Genomic DNA, 17,532 nt, shown 5'->3' with positions numbered 1-17,532 from the left:
TTGGAATGTGCTTTAGGTGTATTCCGGCAACGCTGTCTCTGTTCATTTCTTTGTTTGCCCAAAGAAACGAACCAAAGAAAGGGCACCCCAGACACTCGCCGTGTGATCAAGTCACACTGCTGTCCCGACAAAGGCGGGATGCCCTGTGCTCCTCGATGCTGCCGGGGCTTTGCAAACTCGGCTGCGCCTCAAACAGTGCAAAGCCCTTTTTCGGCAGCCTCTCCGGTGCTCGGCGGCGTGACAATGGGGAAAACGGAGGGACGGCTTGCGCCGCCCCAATTTATGGAAGGAACAATGACCAAACTGAAACTGACCAGCACCGTCAAAGCCGCTGGTTGAGCCGCCAAATTGAGTCCGGGGGACCTGGACCAATTATTGTGCGGCCTTGACCTGCCCACCGATGCGAACCTGATCGCGGGCGCGGCAACGGGCGAGGATGCCGGGGTGTACCGTCTCAACGACGATACCGCCCTCATCCAGACGGTGGATTTTTTCACCCCCATTGTCGACGACCCCTACCAGTTCGGCCAGGTGGCGGCGGCCAATGCGCTCTCCGACGTCTACGCCATGGGCGGCAAACCGCTTTTGGCCATGAACCTGGTGGCTTTTCCCATCAAGGAGTTGGGGAGGTCCGTCCTGCAGGAGATTTTGCGCGGCGGGCTGGACAAAATCAAAGAGGCCGGGGCCTTGCTGGTGGGCGGGCATTCCATCGAAGACCCTGAGCTGAAATATGGCCTCTCCGTAACCGGGGTGGTCCATCCCAACCGGGTGATCCTCAACTCCGGCGCCCGGGTGGGCGACCTCCTGCTCCTTACCAAGCCTCTGGGCACCGGCATCCTCTCCACCGCCCTCAAAGGCGGCGTGGCGGCCAAAGGCACCGAGGCCATGATCACCCAGGTCATGGCTACCCTGAATCGGGAGGCGGCTCAGCTCATGCAGACCGTGGGGGCCCATGCCTGCACCGACATCACCGGCTTCGGGCTGGTGGGGCATCTCTACGAAATGGCCTTGGCCTCGGGCGTGGCTATCCGCATCGACTCGCGCTCAGTGCCGATCTTGCCCGAGACCCTGCACCATGCCTCCATGGGCATCATCCCGGAGGGGGCCCATAAAAATAAGGCCTTCTACGCGCCGCATATGCACAGCGCCTTGGAAGAAATGGACCCTATGGAGATGGTCCTTGTCGATCCGCAAACCTCGGGCGGCCTGCTCATTGCCGCCTCCGCCGAGGGGATCAACTCCATTGCCGAGCGGTTGGGCAAACGGGATTACCCCCTGGATTTCGGCATCATCGGCGAGGTGGTGGCGGGTAAACCAGGAACCATTGAAATCGTCTGAGAGGCAGGGTATAGCATTAACTATGCTCAAATTTTTTCTGGATCACAGTCACAAGGATAAAGAGTGCCGCGGGCCGGTGACGGACGAATTGCTGAGGCTGGTGCTTGATTCCGGGTTTTCCAGCAGTACCGCAGCCTATGTCCTGACCTGGGCGCTTTTTCTCATGGTGGAGAAAGTTGTCCCGCCAAGCCTGCTGACCGGCTGGATGCTCGGGATGACGGCCATCTTCGGTTTAAGGCTTGCGGCCACCCGCTGTTACCGGAAACAGGCCAAGGATTATGGCCTGACCTCCCTCCCCTGTGTGAACGCCTATGTTGGCCTGGTTTTCCTCACCGGTGTTTTCTGGGGGCTGGCGGTATTTTTCTTTTTCCCGTCCGGCGCGATCCTGGAGCAGATGGGGCTTGTTTTCATTGCGGCTGGTGTCACCGCCGGGGCAATTCCTATTCTTTCGCCCCTGCGCAAGCTTTACTACTGGTACATCTGCCTTCCGCTTCTCCCCTTGTCCTACAGGCTTTTCGAGCAGGGCGGCGTCCTGTACCTGGTCATGGCTGTCATCCTCCTTTTTTACATCCTGGTAATGGTCAATTCCGCCACGCGGATGCAGGAAGCCCTGGTCTCCGCCCTGGAAACACGCTTTGACAACGATGCTCTGGTGGTGCATCTCAAGCAGGTCAGCGAGGAAAGCGAATCCCTCAATCTGGAACTCATTGCCGAGAACGAACGGCGCAAGGCCACGGAGGGCGAACTGGTGCATGCCCGTGACGCCGCCGAGGCGGCGAGCCGGGCCAAGGATGAGTTTCTTGCCAACATGAGCCACGAGATCCGCACGCCCATGAACGGCATCCTTGGGACCTTGCAGCTTTTGCAGGACACCAAAATCGATGAAACCCAGATTAATTATGTAAAAACCGCCTATTCCTCGGCCGAGGCTTTGCTGGGGATCCTAAACGACATCCTCGATTTTTCCAAGATCGCCGCCCACAAGCTGCTGCTTGAGGATATTCCCTTCAGTCTGCGGAAACTGGTGGAAGAGCTGGTGACCCTGCTCAACGGCCAGGCCCAGGCCCAAAATGTCGCCCTGGTTGCCGAGATCGATCCCCAGCTGCCGGAGGTGCTTCTCGGCGACCCGACCCGGATGCGGCAGGTGCTGATCAATTTCATGACCAATGCCATCAAGTTTACCCATCAGGGCGAGGTGCGGGTTCGGGTGCAGTGCCTCTCCTCCTTTGCTTCCCGGGTGATGTTGCGGATTGAGGTTCGGGATACCGGGATCGGCATCTCCGAAGAAAAACAGAAAGACCTGTTCCAGAGCTTTACCCAGGCCGACGGCTCCACCACCCGAAAGTATGGCGGCACCGGTCTGGGTCTGGCCATTGTCCGGCAGCTTGTCCTGCTGATGGGCGGGAAGATCGGGGTGGAGAGCGAGCCGGGCCAGGGCTCTGCCTTCTGGTGCGAGCTGAATTTTCCCGTCGCCGCCATAGGTACACAGATTGAAGACCGGAAAGAGGATGGAACCCAAGCGGAGGTTGCCTTGCGGGGTCATATTCTGCTGGTGGAGGACAACAAGGTCAATCAGATGGTGGCAGGCAAACTGCTCACCGGTATGGGGCTCACCGTCGATCTTGCCGAGAACGGGGAAAAGGCCTTGGCTGCGCTGGTAGGGAAGCGTTACGATCTGGTGCTCATGGATTGCCAGATGCCGGTGCTGGATGGCTACGAGGCAACGCGAGCGTTCCGGAAACAGGAGGTCCAGGGAGAAAAGCGGCTGCCGATTATCGCCATGACCGCCAATGCCATGGCGGGAGACCGGCAGAAATGCCTGGAAGCAGGCATGGATGACTATCTGGCCAAGCCGGTGAAAAAAGAGCTGCTGCGCACGCTCCTGGGACAATGGCTGGCCATTTCTTAACGGCTTGTCATTTTCTTGTGATCCGGACCACTCCCGACGTCCATGCTCCGGCCATGAATCCGGCACCCTTTTCCCCCATCAAAAAGCAGGACTGCTCCATTACCTATCGGCAGCATCGGCGAGGTGGCGGCGAGTAAGTCCGGAACCATTGAAATCGTCTGGTGGACAAGGTATAGCATCAGTCATGCTCACATTTTTTCTGGATCACAGCGGCAAGGAAAAAGACAGCCGCAGGCTGGTAACCAACGAACTGATCAGGCTGGTGCTTGATTCCGGATACTCCAGCAATATTACGGCATTTATCCTGAGTGTTGCCTTGTGTATGCTGGTGCGGCAAGCGATTGCCCCTGCTGTTTGGCAAGGCTGGCTGGCTGGCATGGCTGTGCTTTTTCTCGTCAAGCTGGGGGTCGTTTTTTGTTTTCACCGGCAGGAGAAGAACAGTGAGCCCATAGCGCTCCGCTACGCGCATGCCTACCTCTATATGCTGTTTTTCACCGGCATCATGTGGGGAACGGCGGTGATCTTCTTTTTCATCCCGACTGCCAGCATGGAGCAGGTGGCGCTGTTTTTCATCATTTCCGGGCTCACCGCCGGGGCTATCCCCATTCTCTCCCCTTTACGCAATCTGTATTTTCTCTACATGGGCTGCCCCCTGCTGCCCCTTGCCTATTTGTTCCTGCAACACGGCGGCCAGTTTTATAACATCATGGCCAGCATTACCATTTTGTACACCCTGATGTTGATCAAATCGGCAACCCGTATGCAGGATGCCCTTGTTGCCACTCTGGAGATGCGGTTTGCCAACGATATTCTGGTGGGGAATCTCCGCCAGGCCAATGAAGAAGCCGAGGCAGCGAGCCGGGCCAAGGATGAGTTTCTCGCCAACATGAGCCATGAGATCCGTACGCCCATGAACGGCATCCTCGGCACCCTGCAGCTTTTGCAGGACACGAAGATGGATGGCGCCCAGATTGATTATGTGAAAACCGCTTATTCCTCAGCCGAGGCGCTGCTGGGGATTTTGAACGATATCCTCGATTTTTCCAAGATCGCCGCGGGCAAACTGGTTCTGGAGGATATTCCTTTCAGTCTGCGCGTACTGGTGCGAGACCTGGTTACCCTGCTCAATGGCCAGGTCCAGGCAAAAAATGTCGCCGTGGTTACGGAGATCGATCCACAGGTGCCGGAAATTCTTCTCGGCGACCCGACCCGGATGCGTCAGGTGTTGCTCAATTTCATGACCAATGCCATCAAGTTTACCCATCACGGCGAGGTGCGGGTTCGGGTGCAGTGCCTCTCCTCCCTTGCCTCCCGCGTGCTGTTGCGGCTTGAGGTCCGGGATACCGGCATCGGCATCGCGGAGGAAAAACAGAAAGACCTGTTCCAGAGCTTTACCCAGGCCGACGGCTCCACCACCCGAAAGTATGGAGGCACCGGTCTGGGTCTGGCCATTGTCCGGCAGCTTGTCTTGTTGATGGGCGGGAAGATCGGGATGGAGAGCGAGCCGGGCCAGGGTTCGGTCTTCTGGTGCGAGCTTGATTTCCCCGTGGTAGCCACGGGTGCGCAGACCGAGGAGCAGAAAGCGAAGGAGCCCCAGCCGGAGGAAGGCACCTTGCAGGGCCGTATTCTGCTGGTGGAGGACAACAAGGTCAATCAGATGGTGGCCGGCAAGATGCTCACCGGTATGGGGCTCACCGTCGATCTTGCCGAGAACGGGGAAAAGGCCTTGGCTGCGCTGGCAGGGACGCACTACGATCTGGTGCTCATGGATTGCCAGATGCCGGTGCTGGATGGCTACGAAGCAACGCGAGCCTTCCGCAGCCGGGAACCCCAAGGAGAAAAACGGCTGCCGATTATCGCCATGACCGCCAACGCCATGGAAGGAGACCGGCAGAAATGCCTGGAAGCAGGGATGGATGACTACCTGGCCAAGCCGGTGAAAAAAGAGCTGTTGCGCAAATTGCTGGGACAATGGCTGGCAACACCTTCTTAACTTGTTGTCATTATGTGTAAAATCGTGAAAAAGCTTGAGTAGTTACCCCAATCCGTGCTATAGAACGCATTCGGTTCTGGTTTTTTTCTCGTATTGGGAGACGCCAGAACCCCCTGTGAGATTACCTGAAGATGTGTGAAAAGGGGCCGCGCACCACCGGTCCCTTAATTTTTTTACACTTCTCCTGATGGGCCAATCGTTGGCCGGGGCGCTATCCTCCAACTCTGTGCGTTGGGTTTTTTGATAGCGGTTGTTATGTATGCACATGAGGGAGGATGGATCAATGAATATGTATATCGGCAATCTTGCTTTTGGGGTCACCGAAGAAGAGCTGAAAGAAATGTTTTCCGCCTTCGGCGAGGTCGCCAGCATCAGCTTGGTCAAGGATCGGTTTTCCGGGCAGTCCAAGGGCTTCGGCTTTATCGAGATGCCCAATAACTCCGAGGCGGACAAGGCGATCAAGGCCTTGAACAAGACTTCGCTCAAGGGCCGCGACCTTAAGGTGAACCAGGCTGAAGTGAAGAAAAAAGACAAAAAGCGTCGCCGTCCCAGCTACTGATCGGGATACGGAAACGCTGAAAGGCGAAATATTATGAAAGCAGGTTGGGCCAATATGGAACAACCTGCTTTTTTTGTGACACGCCGGGGCATGACCCGGAACAATGGCAGTAAACAGCGCGATGCGGGCAAGGCGCACGGGAGAAGGATGGATACGAGAATAGCGGCCCTGCTTGAGGCGATGAAGAAGCTTGAACAAGAGCTTCTGCTGGAAATCGAGAAGAAGGAGGCGGATTTTTACTATACGGTCATCGGGAAAAAGGTCCGCTTCGAGGCAGAGATCAGAAAACAGCACCGGAACCTGGTGCTGCGGATTTCGCGCTATCTCTCCGAGGCCCCTCTGCTCAATATCCTCACCGCGCCGCTGATCTGGCTCATCCTGATTCCGACCCTGTTTCTGGATCTCTCGGTTACGATTTTCCAGGCCGTCTGCTTCCGGGTTTATGGCATCCCCAGGGTGAAGCGGCAGCGCTACATCGTCATCGACCATCAGTCCCTGGCCTATTTGAACTTCATCGAGAAGCTCAACTGCATCTACTGCGGCTACTTCAATGGGCTGATCGCCTATGTCCGGGAGGTGGCGGCCCGCACCGAGCAGTATTGGTGCCCGGTCAAGCATGCCCGGCGACTGGCGGCCATACACAGCCGCTACGGGAAATTTTTTGAGTACGGCGATGCCGAGGGCTACCGCCGCCATCTTGAGGAGATTCGCCGTGATTTTGCCGATCTGGAGAACGAGGCGTAGCATGGGTCCGCTGCTTTGGGGGGGTATCTACCTGGCGGTGCTGGTTTGGTCCGGCATTGCGCCAAAAGATTTCTACACCTGGCTTCTGGAGGTGCTGCCCGCCCTGATCGGGGCTGGAGTGCTCCTAGCCACCCGCTGCCGCTTTCCCTTGACCCCCCTGGTCTATATCCTTATCCTGGTTCATAGCCTGATCCTGATGCAGGGCGGCCACTATACCTACGCGGAGGAGCCCTTTTTCAACTGGCTCAAGGAGTTGTTGGGCTGGTCGCGCAACAACTACGATAAGGTGGGCCACTTTGCCCAGGGCTTTATCCCGGCCATGGTGACCCGAGAGATCCTGCTCCGCAAGGGTGTGGTCAACGGGCGCGGGTGGCTCAACTTTCTGGTGGTCTCCGTCTGTCTGGCGATCAGTGCCTTTTACGAGCTGTTGGAATGGGGGGTGGCAGCACTTTCCGGCACGGCGGCCGACGCCTTTCTTGCCACCCAGGGCTATGTCTGGGACACCCAGTCGGATATGGGGTTCGCCCTGTTGGGCGCCATCCTGGCCCTGCTTCTGTTGGGAAAAGTGCATGACCACCAGCTGGTGAAGCTGCGGAGGTAGGAATGAACTGCGATCGTTGCCATCAAGCGATGGCGCCTGGGGAAGAAGAGATGTTTCACGATCAGGCGCTCTGTGAGGATTGTTATATGGATGCTTTTTCCCCGGCCCGGACCTGCGACCCATGGGCGGTGCGCAGCGCCCAGCATTGCAAGGACAGCGATGGCAACGCCGCCGTGAGTGCGGAGCAGGCCAAGATTCTCCTCATCCTGGAGCAAACGGGTGGGGCTGACATCGCACTTTTGTCCGAACGGTTGGGAACCGCGCCTGCGGATATCCAGCGGGAGATGGCCGCCCTGCGTCACATGGAAAAGGTGCGCGGCGCATTGCAAGACGGGAAAAAGATTTTTCGTCTCTGGTAAGCGCTGATCAATGAATGCAAAAAGAGGAACGGAAATGGTTACAGCTATTATTGTGATGAATGTTGAACGGGGAAAGATTAACGAAGTCGCGGAAAAGCTCGCCGACATGCAGGGCATTTCCGAGGTGTATTCTGTCAGCGGCAGCCATGATCTGGTCGCCATTGCCCGGGTGGCGAGCAACGAAAAGCTCTCGGACCTGGTCACCCAGCAGATGCAGAAACTGGACGCCATCCAAAAGACCGAAACCATGCTCGCTCTCCAGACGTACTCCCGTCATGCCCTGGAGAGCATGTTTTCCATAGGCATGGACGGCGCCTGATCCCGCGTCTTGCTTAGAGTTGCGGTGGTTGCCAAGCCCGGCCTTGCGCCTCGGCCACCAGCCGGTTGGTGAGTGCGCCTTGATGGGTGGTTATTCCCCGGCAAAGAGCCATATCTTCCTTGGCCGCCATGGCAAAGCCCTTGTTCGCCATGGCCAGGGCAAAGGGCAGGGTGGCGTTGGTCAGGGCAAAGGTGGAGGTGCGCGGCACGGCGCCGGGCATGTTGGCCACGCAGTAATGGAGGATGCCATCCACCTCGTAGACCGGGTCGGAGTGAAAGGTTGGCCGGGAGGTCTCGGCGCAGCCGCCCTGGTCGATGGCCACGTCCACAATCACCGCGCCCTTTGGCATCAGGGAAAGCATCTCCCGGCTGATCAATCTCGGCGCCCGGGCGCCCGGCACCAGCACCGCCCCCACCACCAGGTCGGCCCGGGTAAGCTCCTCCTCGATGGTATGTTGGTTGATGGCCAGGGTTGTCACCCTGCCCCGGAAGAGGGCGTCGAGTTCCGCGAGCTTGGGCAGGTTGCGGCCCAGCATGGTAACCTCCGCGCCAAGTCCCACCGCCATCTGCGCCGCATTGACCGCCACGGTGCCGCTCCCCAGAATGGTCACATGCCCCGGCGCCACGCCGGGCACCCCGGCCAACAGCACCCCGCGCCCGCCCGCCTCCTTTTCCAGAAAATGCGCCCCCACCTGGATGGCCATGCGGCCTGCCACCTGGCTCATCGGTGCCAGAAGCGGCAAAAAGCCGTTGTCGAGCTGCACCGTCTCGTAGGCCACCCCGCTTACCTGGGCGTCGAGCAGCACCTGGGTCAGCTCCGGCAACGGGGCCAGGTGGAGATAGGTGTAGAGGATCAGACCCGGCCGTAGCCGCCGATATTCCGGCACCAGCGGCTCCTTGACCTTCATGACCAGATCGGCCTGGGCCCAGACCTCGGCGGCGGTAGCGGTGATTATGGCCCCAACTGCCCTGTATCCGGCATCGTCAATGCCGCTGCCCAGTCCCGCCCCCTGCTCGACCAGCACCGTATGCCCACCCTGCACCAGGGCCTTGACCCCGGAGGGCACGATCCCCACCCGGAACTCCTTTTCCTTGATCTCCCTTGGTACGCCGATGATCATTTCCGGATTCTCCTTATTCCACCACCATTACGGCGCAGTGTTTGGCATGATGCAGAATCTTGCTGGAGGTGGAACCGAAAACAAACTCCTCGCTATGGGAGATGCCCCGGCGTCCCACCACTACGATGCAGCAGCGCAGCTTTCCCTGCTCCTCCAGAATGGCATCGCCCACGGAGATGGTGCTGGGCCGAATGGAGAGGCGGGTCGCGATCCTGGCATCCGGAAAGCCCGCGCCAAGGAGGATTTCCTTGTACCCGGTCAGGTGTTTTTGCATCCCGGCTTCTTTTGCCTGCAACCAGGCCCGGCGCTCGGCCTCGTTGGGAAAGAAATCCTCGGAAGGCTCGGGAATGATGGAGAGCAAGGTGACAAAAATATTCTGGGAATCACTGAAAAAATCAGCCAGAAACATCACCGCCCGTTTGGAGTTGTCGGATTCGTCCACCGCCGCCAGCAGATGGCGTTCCGTGTCCCTGCGAGCAAGATCGCCGAAGTCGTGTTCGTTCATGCCTGCCTCCCTGTGAGCGAAACCATGTCCGCCCGAGCCCTGGCCAGGTCGTCCAGCAGCTGGTCGGTGGTTTCGTAAAAGATGTTCGCGCCGACGGAAAAATGGAGCAGCGCCTGGTTTAATGAGTCAGGAATATAGGGATAGATCTTCTTGAGGTTGGCCACCCGGTTTTTGTAGGCGATGCTCAGATCCTCGCCCCAGAGGGTGTCGAAGATTTCCCGCTGGTTGTGGTAGAGATCAGGCACCAGCACGTCGCCGCGGCCGGCCACAAAGATGAGGATGTTGCCCAGCCCCTGCATGTCGAAGCCGAACAGGGCTTCTCCCTGCTGGTAATTGTAGTCGAAATCGATCCAGCGGTTTGTCTGGGTGTCTACGTCCCAGAGGATATGGTCACGCCGGATGTCGCCATGCTTTTCGCCGTGGTCGTGCAGGAACTTGATGGCCAGTACCAATTCGAGATATTGATCCAGAACCTGCGGGAAGTAGCGGTGAAAGTAATCGTAATGGTCGGTGCCGTAGCCCGTCACCACGTCATCAAAACGCGGGCCGTGGATGAATTCCAGAATGCGGACATTGTTGCCTGCCGCGTCGAGAACCCAGTGGCCGTGCATGAAATTTTTGTGTCCTGCAACCAGATCGAGAATCCGCGCCTCTTTTTTCGGGCTGCGGAAGCAGGTGATCGTCACCTCCCCCACCATGGTCTCAAACTGCTCGTGGAAGACGAGTTTGAGAATTTTGGTGGCGCCGGTGGTCAGCTCGACGGCCCTGCGGACCCAATATTTTGGTTCGTCGTCGATGCCGAAGCGGCCTTCCTTTTCACAGCGGTGGACCCAGTAAGGAACCCCGCCGAGAACCACCACGTCGTTGTACTCCACTCTGAAGAAGTCGCTGGTGTCGGTAATGATCTTGAAGCGTTTCGGCACCCGGGCCGGTCCGGCATGTCCGGCGATGAGCTCGCGGACCGCAGCTTCTTGCAGGGTTTTGGCAGGTTGCACCATCAGCATGATCCTCCTGGCTTATGGTAGCATCAAACAGGGGGGAAAAGGCAACTTTTCCAGTCTTGCCCCGATCAGCGGGATGGGGCTGCTCTCCCGGGCAGACGGGCGAGAAAATCCGCCAGCCGGGCCGGGTCGCGCAACTCCTCCTCGTCGGCAATGGGCAGGGTGGGCAGGCGCTCCATGACCAGACCGGCAAAGAGGCCGGGGCTGGATGCGGTTTTTTCCTCGCCTTCCCCGTGCACCGCAACCCGTTTGCCGCAGGAGGGGGAGCGGGCCTTGAGGACCAGGCCGGCGATGCCCTCGGCTACGAGCGCATTCAGCCGTCGGGCGGCCCAGGCCTGCATTGGTGCGGTAAGGTCGCGGCGGGTGGTGACGGTGACCAGCCTCGGGTTTTCCGGATCTCCTTCCAGCTGCATGGGTTCGCGGGGGATGCCCAGGCCGCATTCCGCCTCCGGGCAGAGCGGCACCAGGGCGACGGATTGCCCCAAGGCCTTGACGAGCATGGGCTCAAGCCGGTGGCCGCCGTCGTAACGGGTATTTTGGCCGAAAAGGCAGGCGCTGATTCCGATTGTGATTGGGGTGTCCATGGAGGTATTGTAGCATGAAAAAAACGAGTCGCTATTGAGAAATAGCCTGGAAACCCACAGGTCCGTAACAAAAAGCAACACGCTATACAGTCGCAACCGTTGAAATCGCGTTTTTCGAAGTCTGCGATTTCAATAAAAAAATAAGGAGAACAAAAGATGTCTCAGGGATTCAGACTTGGTGCTTTTACCATCCATTGGCTGCAAGGCGGGGTGTTCGAGATCGACGGCGGCTCCATGTTCGGCGTGGTCCCCCGGGTGCTCTGGGAGAAAAAGTGCGCCTCCACCCCGGACAATTACGTGCGACTGGCAAATTCGCCCATGCTGGTGCAAACGGGCCAGGCCAATGTGCTCATCGAGACCGGCCTGGGCAACAAGCTGACGGCCAAGCAGAAGGGGATCTTCCGGGTGCGTGCCGAATGGGATCTTGTGGCCGGCCTGGCCCGGCTCGGGCTCTGCCGCGAGTCCATCAGCCATGTCATCCTCACCCACGGCGACTTCGACCATGCCGGAGGGGTCACCATGCTGAACGACAGCGGCGGTCTGGAGCTGACCTTTCCCGCGGCCAGGCACTACATCCAGCGTCAGGAGTGGGAGGATGTGCTGGCCCCAAACATTCGCTCGGCCAGCGCCTACTGGCCGGAAAACTTTACGGGGTTGGTTGAGGGGGAAAACCTGCATCTGGTCGAGGGGGAGGAGGAAATTATGCCGGGGGTGCGGTTGGAGCGGACCGGCGGTCATACCAGGGGGCATCAGGCGGTCTGGCTCGAATCAGGAGGGCAAATCGGTCTGCATCTGGGCGATCTGCTGCCCATGCCCTGCAACAGCAACCCGCTCTGGATCACGGCCTACGACAACTTTCCCCTGGATTCCATCGAGGCCAAGGAACAATTTCTGGGCCAAGCGCTCGCCAAGGATGCCTGGTTTCTTTTCTATCATGACCCGCAAATCCTGGCCTGCAAGCTCGATGGGGATGGCGCGGTGCGCGAGGCCTTTTGTGCGGAATAAAATTACGGCCAAAGGAGCAAGTCGCTCAACACGGTGGCTTGGCTCCGGCGCTCGGCCTCTTGTCGGACAAAGGCGAGCAGCAGGTCGGCGTCGTCTCGGCGGGTTACCCCCAACATTGCCAGCACCTCGTCCCTCCCGGTATCGGTTGGCGGCTGACGGAGCAGCTGGACCAGGGCTGCGGCCAGGGTGTTAAAATTCGCGGGTTTTGCTTTGGTAACCACACATTCGCGGCTGATCAGCGAAAGGGCGTGGCTGCGCAGGAGTTCGCCCGCGTTGGCTGGTAAGGGAATCCTCCCCGGCTCTTTTGTGGCGTATTTTCCCGCAAGCAGTTCAAATTGGCGGCCCGGCGCATCGATGAACACACTGGGCCAGATGATTTCCGCCAGGGGGGCGGGAAGCGGACTGAAATGATTGAAGCCGCGCACCCGCATCTCCGCAACCACCTGTTGGTGCCGAAGCCATAAGGCTCCAAGGTGATCCTGCCAGCGGAGGGTTTCCGGGTGACGGGAATACCCCTTTTTCCCTTGGCTGATAACGGTGTGGATGGCATGGATTTCCCGGTGTTCGCCCAACAGGCTCTGTCTGTTGAGAAATCCGGGGTGAATGTCCCAAACCCGCATGCGGTGCTCCGGCTGGTATTTTGGCTGGCGCAGACAATTCGGCTTGCCTTTGCGAAAAAACAGGGCATAAATTCAGAAAGTTTTTCCTTGTTGATCCCCAAAAAAGAGGGTAACACACCGGCTCTCTTTACAACAGGTATCGATTGCTGGAGTGGTAGGAACATGGCTGAAAAACTGAAAATTCTGATTGCCGAAGACGAAGAGGTAACCCGTCAGCTTCTCAAGATAGCCTTTCGGGACGGGGAACAGTTTGAAACCCGGGTGGTCAGCGATGGGGAGCAGGCCCTGGCGACCTTCAAGGAATGGCAGCCCGATATTCTTTTGATGGATATCCTGATGCCGCACATGAATGGTTTTACCGCCCTGAAAGCCATCCGGCAGACCTTGAAAGACACGACCACCACGGTGATCATGGTCAGTTCGGTTACCGACAAACAGGATATCGTGGCCTGCGTCAAGCTCGGTATCCAGGGCTATGTGCTCAAGCCCTTTCAGGCAAAAACCCTGGCTGCGACCGTGGTTGGGTATCACCAGAAGCATAAAAAAGTCAAAGTAGTTTCCTAGAGCGGCAGGATCTGCACCTCTTCCCGGACGGGATGGGTGCCCTGCAAAAACAAGCCCTTGCGCCCGTCAATGCTGATGGCATCGCCGAAACGGATCTCGCGGCCATTGATCTCGCAACGCTCTTCCGCCTCGTACACCTTCAGGGCGTTGCAGCCCACGACACAGGTTTTTTCCAGCCGGATGGTGACCACCGCCGCATGGGAGGTCTGACCGCCGCGTGCGGTGAGCAGCCCCTCGGCCATGGCGATCTCCTTGATATCCTCGGGCACGGTGTCCTGGCGGATGAGGATGAGCGGGGTGGCGGGATCTTCCTCCTTGAGCTGGCGGATATTGGCCGCGGTGAACACGGCACGTCCCGAGAGGGCGCTGCCGGAAACGCCGATGCCGATGCCGAGCATGGCTTTATCGAGAGCCTTGCCCTCGGCGAAGACCGCAAATTTTTCCCGCTTCTTGATGGTGATCATGTCCCTGGTCTGGAGCAGAAACAGGTTCTCTTCCTCCGCCCCCTCAAAGGTGAACTCGATTTCCTGGGGGTTCCACCGCTTTTCATAGACCAGTTCCCGGGAAATGGCGAGCAGCCGTTCGTACACCCTGGGAAACCGCCTCTCCAGGCTGTTTTCTTCGGGGCGGCCGTCCAGCTCCGCCTGTTCCACCGAGATGGGCTGGGTATTGACCAGGCCGCTCACGATGTCCTCGCCCTGGTCGCCGGTGGCATAATCGCCCCACAGGGCCACCCGGCTCACCTTGCGGTAGGGGTGGGCGGTGAAGAGCACGCCGCTGCCCGATTCCGGCCCCAGATTGCCGTAGACCATGGCCTGGACGATGACCGCCGTACCCCACGCCTCGGAAACATCCATCAAGCTCCGGTATTCCTGGGTTTTTTGCGTATACCACGAGTTGAGCACCAGTTCCACCGCGCCGGTGAGCTGCTGCCACGGATCGATGGGAATGCCGATCCCCTGCCGGCGGATTTCCCTTTGATATTCCAGGGCCAGCTCCCGCATCTGGGGAGCGGAAAAATCCTTTTTCACCGCGATGCCGGAACGGGTCTTGGCCTCGTTCATCAACCCCTGGAACACCTCGCGGTCCATGCCCTCGGCCATGGCCCAGGACTGGAGAAAGCGGCGGTAGTTGTCCCAGGCCAGATAGTCGATCTGGCAGGAGGGCGGGTAACCCTCGCCCGAGGATTTGGCAAAGCCCTGGCTGATCTCCTCGTTGAGCCCCACGTTGTGGATGGTGGCCATCATCCCCGGCATGGAGATCGCTGCCCCGCTGCGTACGGAAAGGAGCAGCGGGTTGGCCGGATCGCCGAAGCTCCGGCTGGTCTTTTTTTCCAGCTCGGCCAGGGCTTTTTTGATCCGGCCCATGAACTCGTCGCGGGCCTTGTAGAAATCCTTGATCACCGGCCAGCAGCGGAAAATCTCCGTGGTGATGATAAAGCCGGGCGGCACGGGCTTGTTGTCCGTGGCCAGGACGGTCAGGTTGAAGCCTTTGTTGCCCAACAAAATCAGGTTGTTGGTGCGGTGGTTTTTGAGGTGCAGGCTGCTGATGGCCCGGTCCGGGTTATAGGTCATCAACAGGTCGAGATGTTCCTCGCTTAAGATCTCCTTCTGGTGCTCCAGGGTCTGGTAGATGCGGGTGATGAAATTGTCCAGATGCTGGAGGCCGAAGGTGGTGGCGATCAGGTCCCGCATGAAGGTTTCCGAAAGCCTGAGGATGTTGCCGGGCAGATCGTCGGGCTCCCAGAGCGAGCGGTGTTTGGGCAGCAGGTTGGCCTCGCCGATCTTGGGGATGATGATGGAGAGGTTGTTTTCGTGGATGTTGGTGTAATAGGTGTAGATGATGTCCTTCACCCCCTCGGTGAAGCCCCGGAAGATGTCGAGGTACTGGGTGTAGGAGAAGCGTTTGATGTTAAACGAGCTGACCAGCAGCGACATGTAGGTTTCCAGCCGGCGACTGGTGATGCCGTCGATCTTCAGGGCCCGCAGGTAGAGGCGCAGGCATTTCATGATCCGGATAAAGGTGGCTCGGGTGATGAAGGCGAGGTTGACGGTCTCGGGCAGCTTTTCCAGATAGACGTTGGCCAGATTCTCCAAGCGGAAGGTGAGGCCCAGGGCGTCGAATTTCTTCTCCCGGTAGCGGCCATAGACCGAGGGGATGTCCACGGCGATGTGCCGTTTGTAATAAATATCCTCCTTGGCCTCGAAGGCCTCCGGGCTTTGGATGGTTTCCTTGAGCTGCTCCAGGGTGTCGAGCAGGGCTTCCAGGCATTGGAAGGGGTCGCAGATCTCCAGATCGCCCACCAGTTGCTCCATTTCCGGAAAGCCGCTGTTGGCGGCAAGATGCAGCTGGTGCCGGATCTCCTCCACCCCCAGGTTGTACTTCTGGTGGCAGAGCTGGTACATCTCGATCATGAGGGTGAAACGCCGGACCTCTTCCGGCTTAAGATCGTGTTGGGCGGCCAGCCAGGTGTCGCGGCGGCGGTCATCCCAGGTCAGCAGCTCTTCGATCTTTCGGATGGGGCCATCATGGCTCAGCGCCCGGTCCATCAGGGTGTGGAGGTCGTCGACAAACACCCCCTGGGTCGTCACCTCCCGGAGTACCTCCTCGGGCAGATAGCCTGCCAGGGTCGATTTGTCCAGGGTCTGCCAGAACTTAAAGATCGCCTCGATGAAATCGACAATCAGGTTGCTCGATTCCACATGGCTCTGCTTGCGCAGGAAATGGATGAGCCGGTCCTTGCGGCGGTGCATCTCGTCCAGTTCGGTGGAGACATCGCGGAGCTGCCCTTCTGCCCCGATTTCATTGAAGAAAACCGGCATCAACTTGGCGAATTGTTTGGCCAGGTTGTAGATGGGCTCGATGGGGTGGTTCAAAAGCTGGGTGATGTCGCGCTGGAAGAGATCGGTATCCTTGACGCAGGTGCCCGAGAGCTTGAGATTGATGATCAGGGCGGAAAACAGGGTGGAGCACCATTTGGGCTCCTGCATGATCAGGCTGAGCCAGACCCGGATATTGTCCAGATGGGCCGGGTTGGTGATGGGCTGCCAGTCGTCGTTGAGCCCCTGAAAATTGGCGTACTGAAAGCCGAAGCGCACGGTTTCAAAGAGGAAGGTTTCCACCAGCCGGCTGTTGCCGCGCTGGAACACCTCGGAGCCCAGAACCTGGATGCACTGCAGCGAGGTGTGTGGGTATTTTTTGACGTTGGCCTTGAGGAGCTGGAGGGTGGTGAGCAGGAAGCGCTCGATTTCCTCAAAGGTCTGCTGGCGGATGAGCTGGACCAGGCTGCGGTTGATCTCGCGCAGGGTTTCCTCGTGGATCAGGGTCAGGCCGGCGGTATCCATGATCCGAAAGAGGAAGAGCAGCTTGCGGTTCTCGGCAAAGCGGTCCACCCCAAGGTCTTCGCTGGGAAGTTCCTCCCCGAGCCGGTCCGGCGCCTCTTTGTAGAGGCGGACAATGTCCATGTGGTTGGGCAGGGCAAGCAGCGCGCCCAAAGCGCCAGGGGCGGTCGGATCAATCTGGGTGGCTGCCGCCAGATGCTCGCCCAGTTTTTGATGGGAAATGGCGTTGAACAGGGTGCCGGAGCGCCAGCCCATGCAGAGATCCCCGCATTGCTCGGTAAACCAGGTGAAGGGGTCTTCTTCGCCCAGCCAGTAATGGTAGTTGAGGGCCAGAGCCCGTTGCAGGAGGCGGGCGGCGCTGGGCTCAGAGGTACAGCCTGGCGCCGCAAGGCAGAGCTCGTGCAGCCGGGTCAGGATCTTGCCCAGGGGATGGTGGCCCTGGACCAGAAAGAGGAGGATTTCGTCGTCCAGATCGTGGAGCCGATCAAAACACTCGGCCAGGGCGTTTTGGTAGCGCAGCAGGCTGTCGGGGGTGAGCAGGGAGGTCTGCTTGTCCAGGTAGGCCAACAGGCTTTCCATGGCCGTGGCCAGCAGCGGTTCGTTTTTTCGGGCATCCTCCACCGCTCCCAAGAAGATGGTGCAGAAGAGGGTGAATGCCTCCGGCCCCTGCTCATGCCGAAAATAATGGTCGATATTCTTGAGGACAAAGGAGCGGAGCCGGGGCAGGATCATCTTCCAGTTGCGGAACGGGTGGCTGACCTCGTACAGCAGGGTCTCGATGTTTTTGCTTATCCCCTTGTAGCTGTTGACGATCTCCAGGAGCGGGAGCAGCGAGTCATCGATGGTCACCGAATCCACCGCGGTTTCAAGGAGATTGGCCTTGAGCGCGTCCGATTCCAGTTCCGGCGGGGTGTGTTCGGTGGTCATGGCAATCCTGATGGACTCAAAAGATTACGGCAGCGAAACGGCG

At 58.8% G+C, this 17,532-nt stretch carries 16 protein-coding genes; 10 read left to right on the top strand and 6 right to left on the bottom strand.

Going from position 1 to position 17,532, the window contains the following annotated elements; translation table 11 throughout:
* Positions 1–294 precede the first annotated feature (294 nt).
* The 8 genes from selD (at position 295) to ACZ46D_RS11305 (ending at position 7,822) form a co-directional block, all read left to right on the top strand.
* The gene (selD, locus tag ACZ46D_RS11340) at positions 295–1,338 is read left to right on the top strand and encodes a selenide, water dikinase SelD (protein WP_464927546.1); all 1,044 of its coding nucleotides are present in this window, start codon (positions 295–297) and stop codon (positions 1,336–1,338) included.
* A 22-nt stretch (positions 1,339–1,360) separates the two neighbouring features.
* The gene (locus ACZ46D_RS11335) at positions 1,361–3,247 is read left to right on the top strand and encodes an ATP-binding protein (RefSeq protein ID WP_464927545.1); all 1,887 of its coding nucleotides are present in this window, start codon (positions 1,361–1,363) and stop codon (positions 3,245–3,247) included.
* A gap of 184 nt (positions 3,248–3,431) precedes the next feature.
* Complete coding sequence (locus ACZ46D_RS11330; RefSeq protein WP_464927544.1) at positions 3,432–5,240, top strand: ATP-binding protein; 1,809 nt, start codon at positions 3,432–3,434, stop codon at positions 5,238–5,240.
* A 283-nt stretch (positions 5,241–5,523) separates the two neighbouring features.
* On the top strand, positions 5,524–5,799 hold the full coding sequence (locus ACZ46D_RS11325; RefSeq protein ID WP_464927543.1) for an RNA recognition motif domain-containing protein: 276 nt from the start codon (positions 5,524–5,526) through the stop codon (positions 5,797–5,799).
* 147 nt (positions 5,800–5,946) lie between these two features.
* Positions 5,947–6,543: a hypothetical protein gene (locus ACZ46D_RS11320; protein WP_464927542.1), complete on the top strand. Its 597-nt coding sequence runs from the start codon at positions 5,947–5,949 to the stop codon at positions 6,541–6,543.
* A 1-nt stretch (position 6,544) separates the two neighbouring features.
* Positions 6,545–7,144, top strand: a complete 600-nt coding sequence (locus tag ACZ46D_RS11315) for a DUF2238 domain-containing protein (RefSeq protein WP_464927541.1) — start codon at positions 6,545–6,547, stop codon at positions 7,142–7,144.
* A gap of 2 nt (positions 7,145–7,146) precedes the next feature.
* Positions 7,147–7,503 (top strand): hypothetical protein, encoded by a 357-nt coding sequence (locus tag ACZ46D_RS11310; RefSeq protein ID WP_464927540.1) that lies wholly within the window; start codon positions 7,147–7,149, stop codon positions 7,501–7,503.
* 34 nt (positions 7,504–7,537) lie between these two features.
* Positions 7,538–7,822 (top strand): Lrp/AsnC family transcriptional regulator, encoded by a 285-nt coding sequence (locus ACZ46D_RS11305; RefSeq protein ID WP_464927539.1) that lies wholly within the window; start codon positions 7,538–7,540, stop codon positions 7,820–7,822.
* Between the two features lie 13 nt (positions 7,823–7,835).
* Here ACZ46D_RS11305 and ald read toward each other — a convergent pair whose 3' ends face one another.
* The 4 genes from ald to ACZ46D_RS11285 all read right to left on the bottom strand — a co-directional run bounded on the left by ald (position 7,836) and on the right by ACZ46D_RS11285 (position 11,032).
* Complete coding sequence (gene ald, locus ACZ46D_RS11300; protein ID WP_464927538.1) at positions 7,836–8,942, bottom strand: alanine dehydrogenase; 1,107 nt, start codon at positions 8,940–8,942, stop codon at positions 7,836–7,838.
* Between the two features lie 13 nt (positions 8,943–8,955).
* Complete coding sequence (locus tag ACZ46D_RS11295; protein WP_464927537.1) at positions 8,956–9,447, bottom strand: universal stress protein; 492 nt, start codon at positions 9,445–9,447, stop codon at positions 8,956–8,958.
* On the bottom strand, positions 9,444–10,451 hold the full coding sequence (locus tag ACZ46D_RS11290) for a protein kinase family protein (RefSeq protein ID WP_464927536.1): 1,008 nt from the start codon (positions 10,449–10,451) through the stop codon (positions 9,444–9,446). The genes ACZ46D_RS11295 and ACZ46D_RS11290 overlap by 4 nt, the downstream gene beginning before the upstream one ends.
* A 65-nt stretch (positions 10,452–10,516) precedes the next feature.
* On the bottom strand, positions 10,517–11,032 hold the full coding sequence (locus ACZ46D_RS11285; protein WP_464927535.1) for a 2-thiouracil desulfurase family protein: 516 nt from the start codon (positions 11,030–11,032) through the stop codon (positions 10,517–10,519).
* A gap of 156 nt (positions 11,033–11,188) precedes the next feature.
* Here ACZ46D_RS11285 and ACZ46D_RS11280 point away from each other — a divergent pair, with 156 nt between their 5' ends.
* Positions 11,189–12,037: an MBL fold metallo-hydrolase gene (locus tag ACZ46D_RS11280; protein ID WP_464927534.1), complete on the top strand. Its 849-nt coding sequence runs from the start codon at positions 11,189–11,191 to the stop codon at positions 12,035–12,037.
* Positions 12,038–12,039: 2 nt separating this feature from the next.
* On the opposite strand, the gene ACZ46D_RS11275 is transcribed toward ACZ46D_RS11280, so the two are convergent.
* Complete coding sequence (locus ACZ46D_RS11275; protein ID WP_464927533.1) at positions 12,040–12,657, bottom strand: pyrimidine dimer DNA glycosylase/endonuclease V; 618 nt, start codon at positions 12,655–12,657, stop codon at positions 12,040–12,042.
* Positions 12,658–12,819: 162 nt separating this feature from the next.
* Here ACZ46D_RS11275 and ACZ46D_RS11270 point away from each other — a divergent pair, with 162 nt between their 5' ends.
* Positions 12,820–13,221, top strand: a complete 402-nt coding sequence (locus ACZ46D_RS11270; protein ID WP_464927532.1) for a response regulator — start codon at positions 12,820–12,822, stop codon at positions 13,219–13,221.
* On the opposite strand, the gene ACZ46D_RS11265 is transcribed toward ACZ46D_RS11270, so the two are convergent.
* Positions 13,218–17,489 (bottom strand): PEP/pyruvate-binding domain-containing protein, encoded by a 4,272-nt coding sequence (locus ACZ46D_RS11265; RefSeq protein ID WP_464927531.1) that lies wholly within the window; start codon positions 17,487–17,489, stop codon positions 13,218–13,220. The two genes, ACZ46D_RS11270 and ACZ46D_RS11265, sit on opposite strands and share 4 nt — an antisense overlap.
* Positions 17,490–17,532: the final 43 nt, after the last annotated feature.

It is taken from the genome of Thiovibrio sp. Mzg5, from assembly GCF_055379285.1.
The sequence above is the reverse complement of the archived record's forward strand: the minus strand, read 5'-3'. Positions and strand labels throughout refer to the sequence as shown.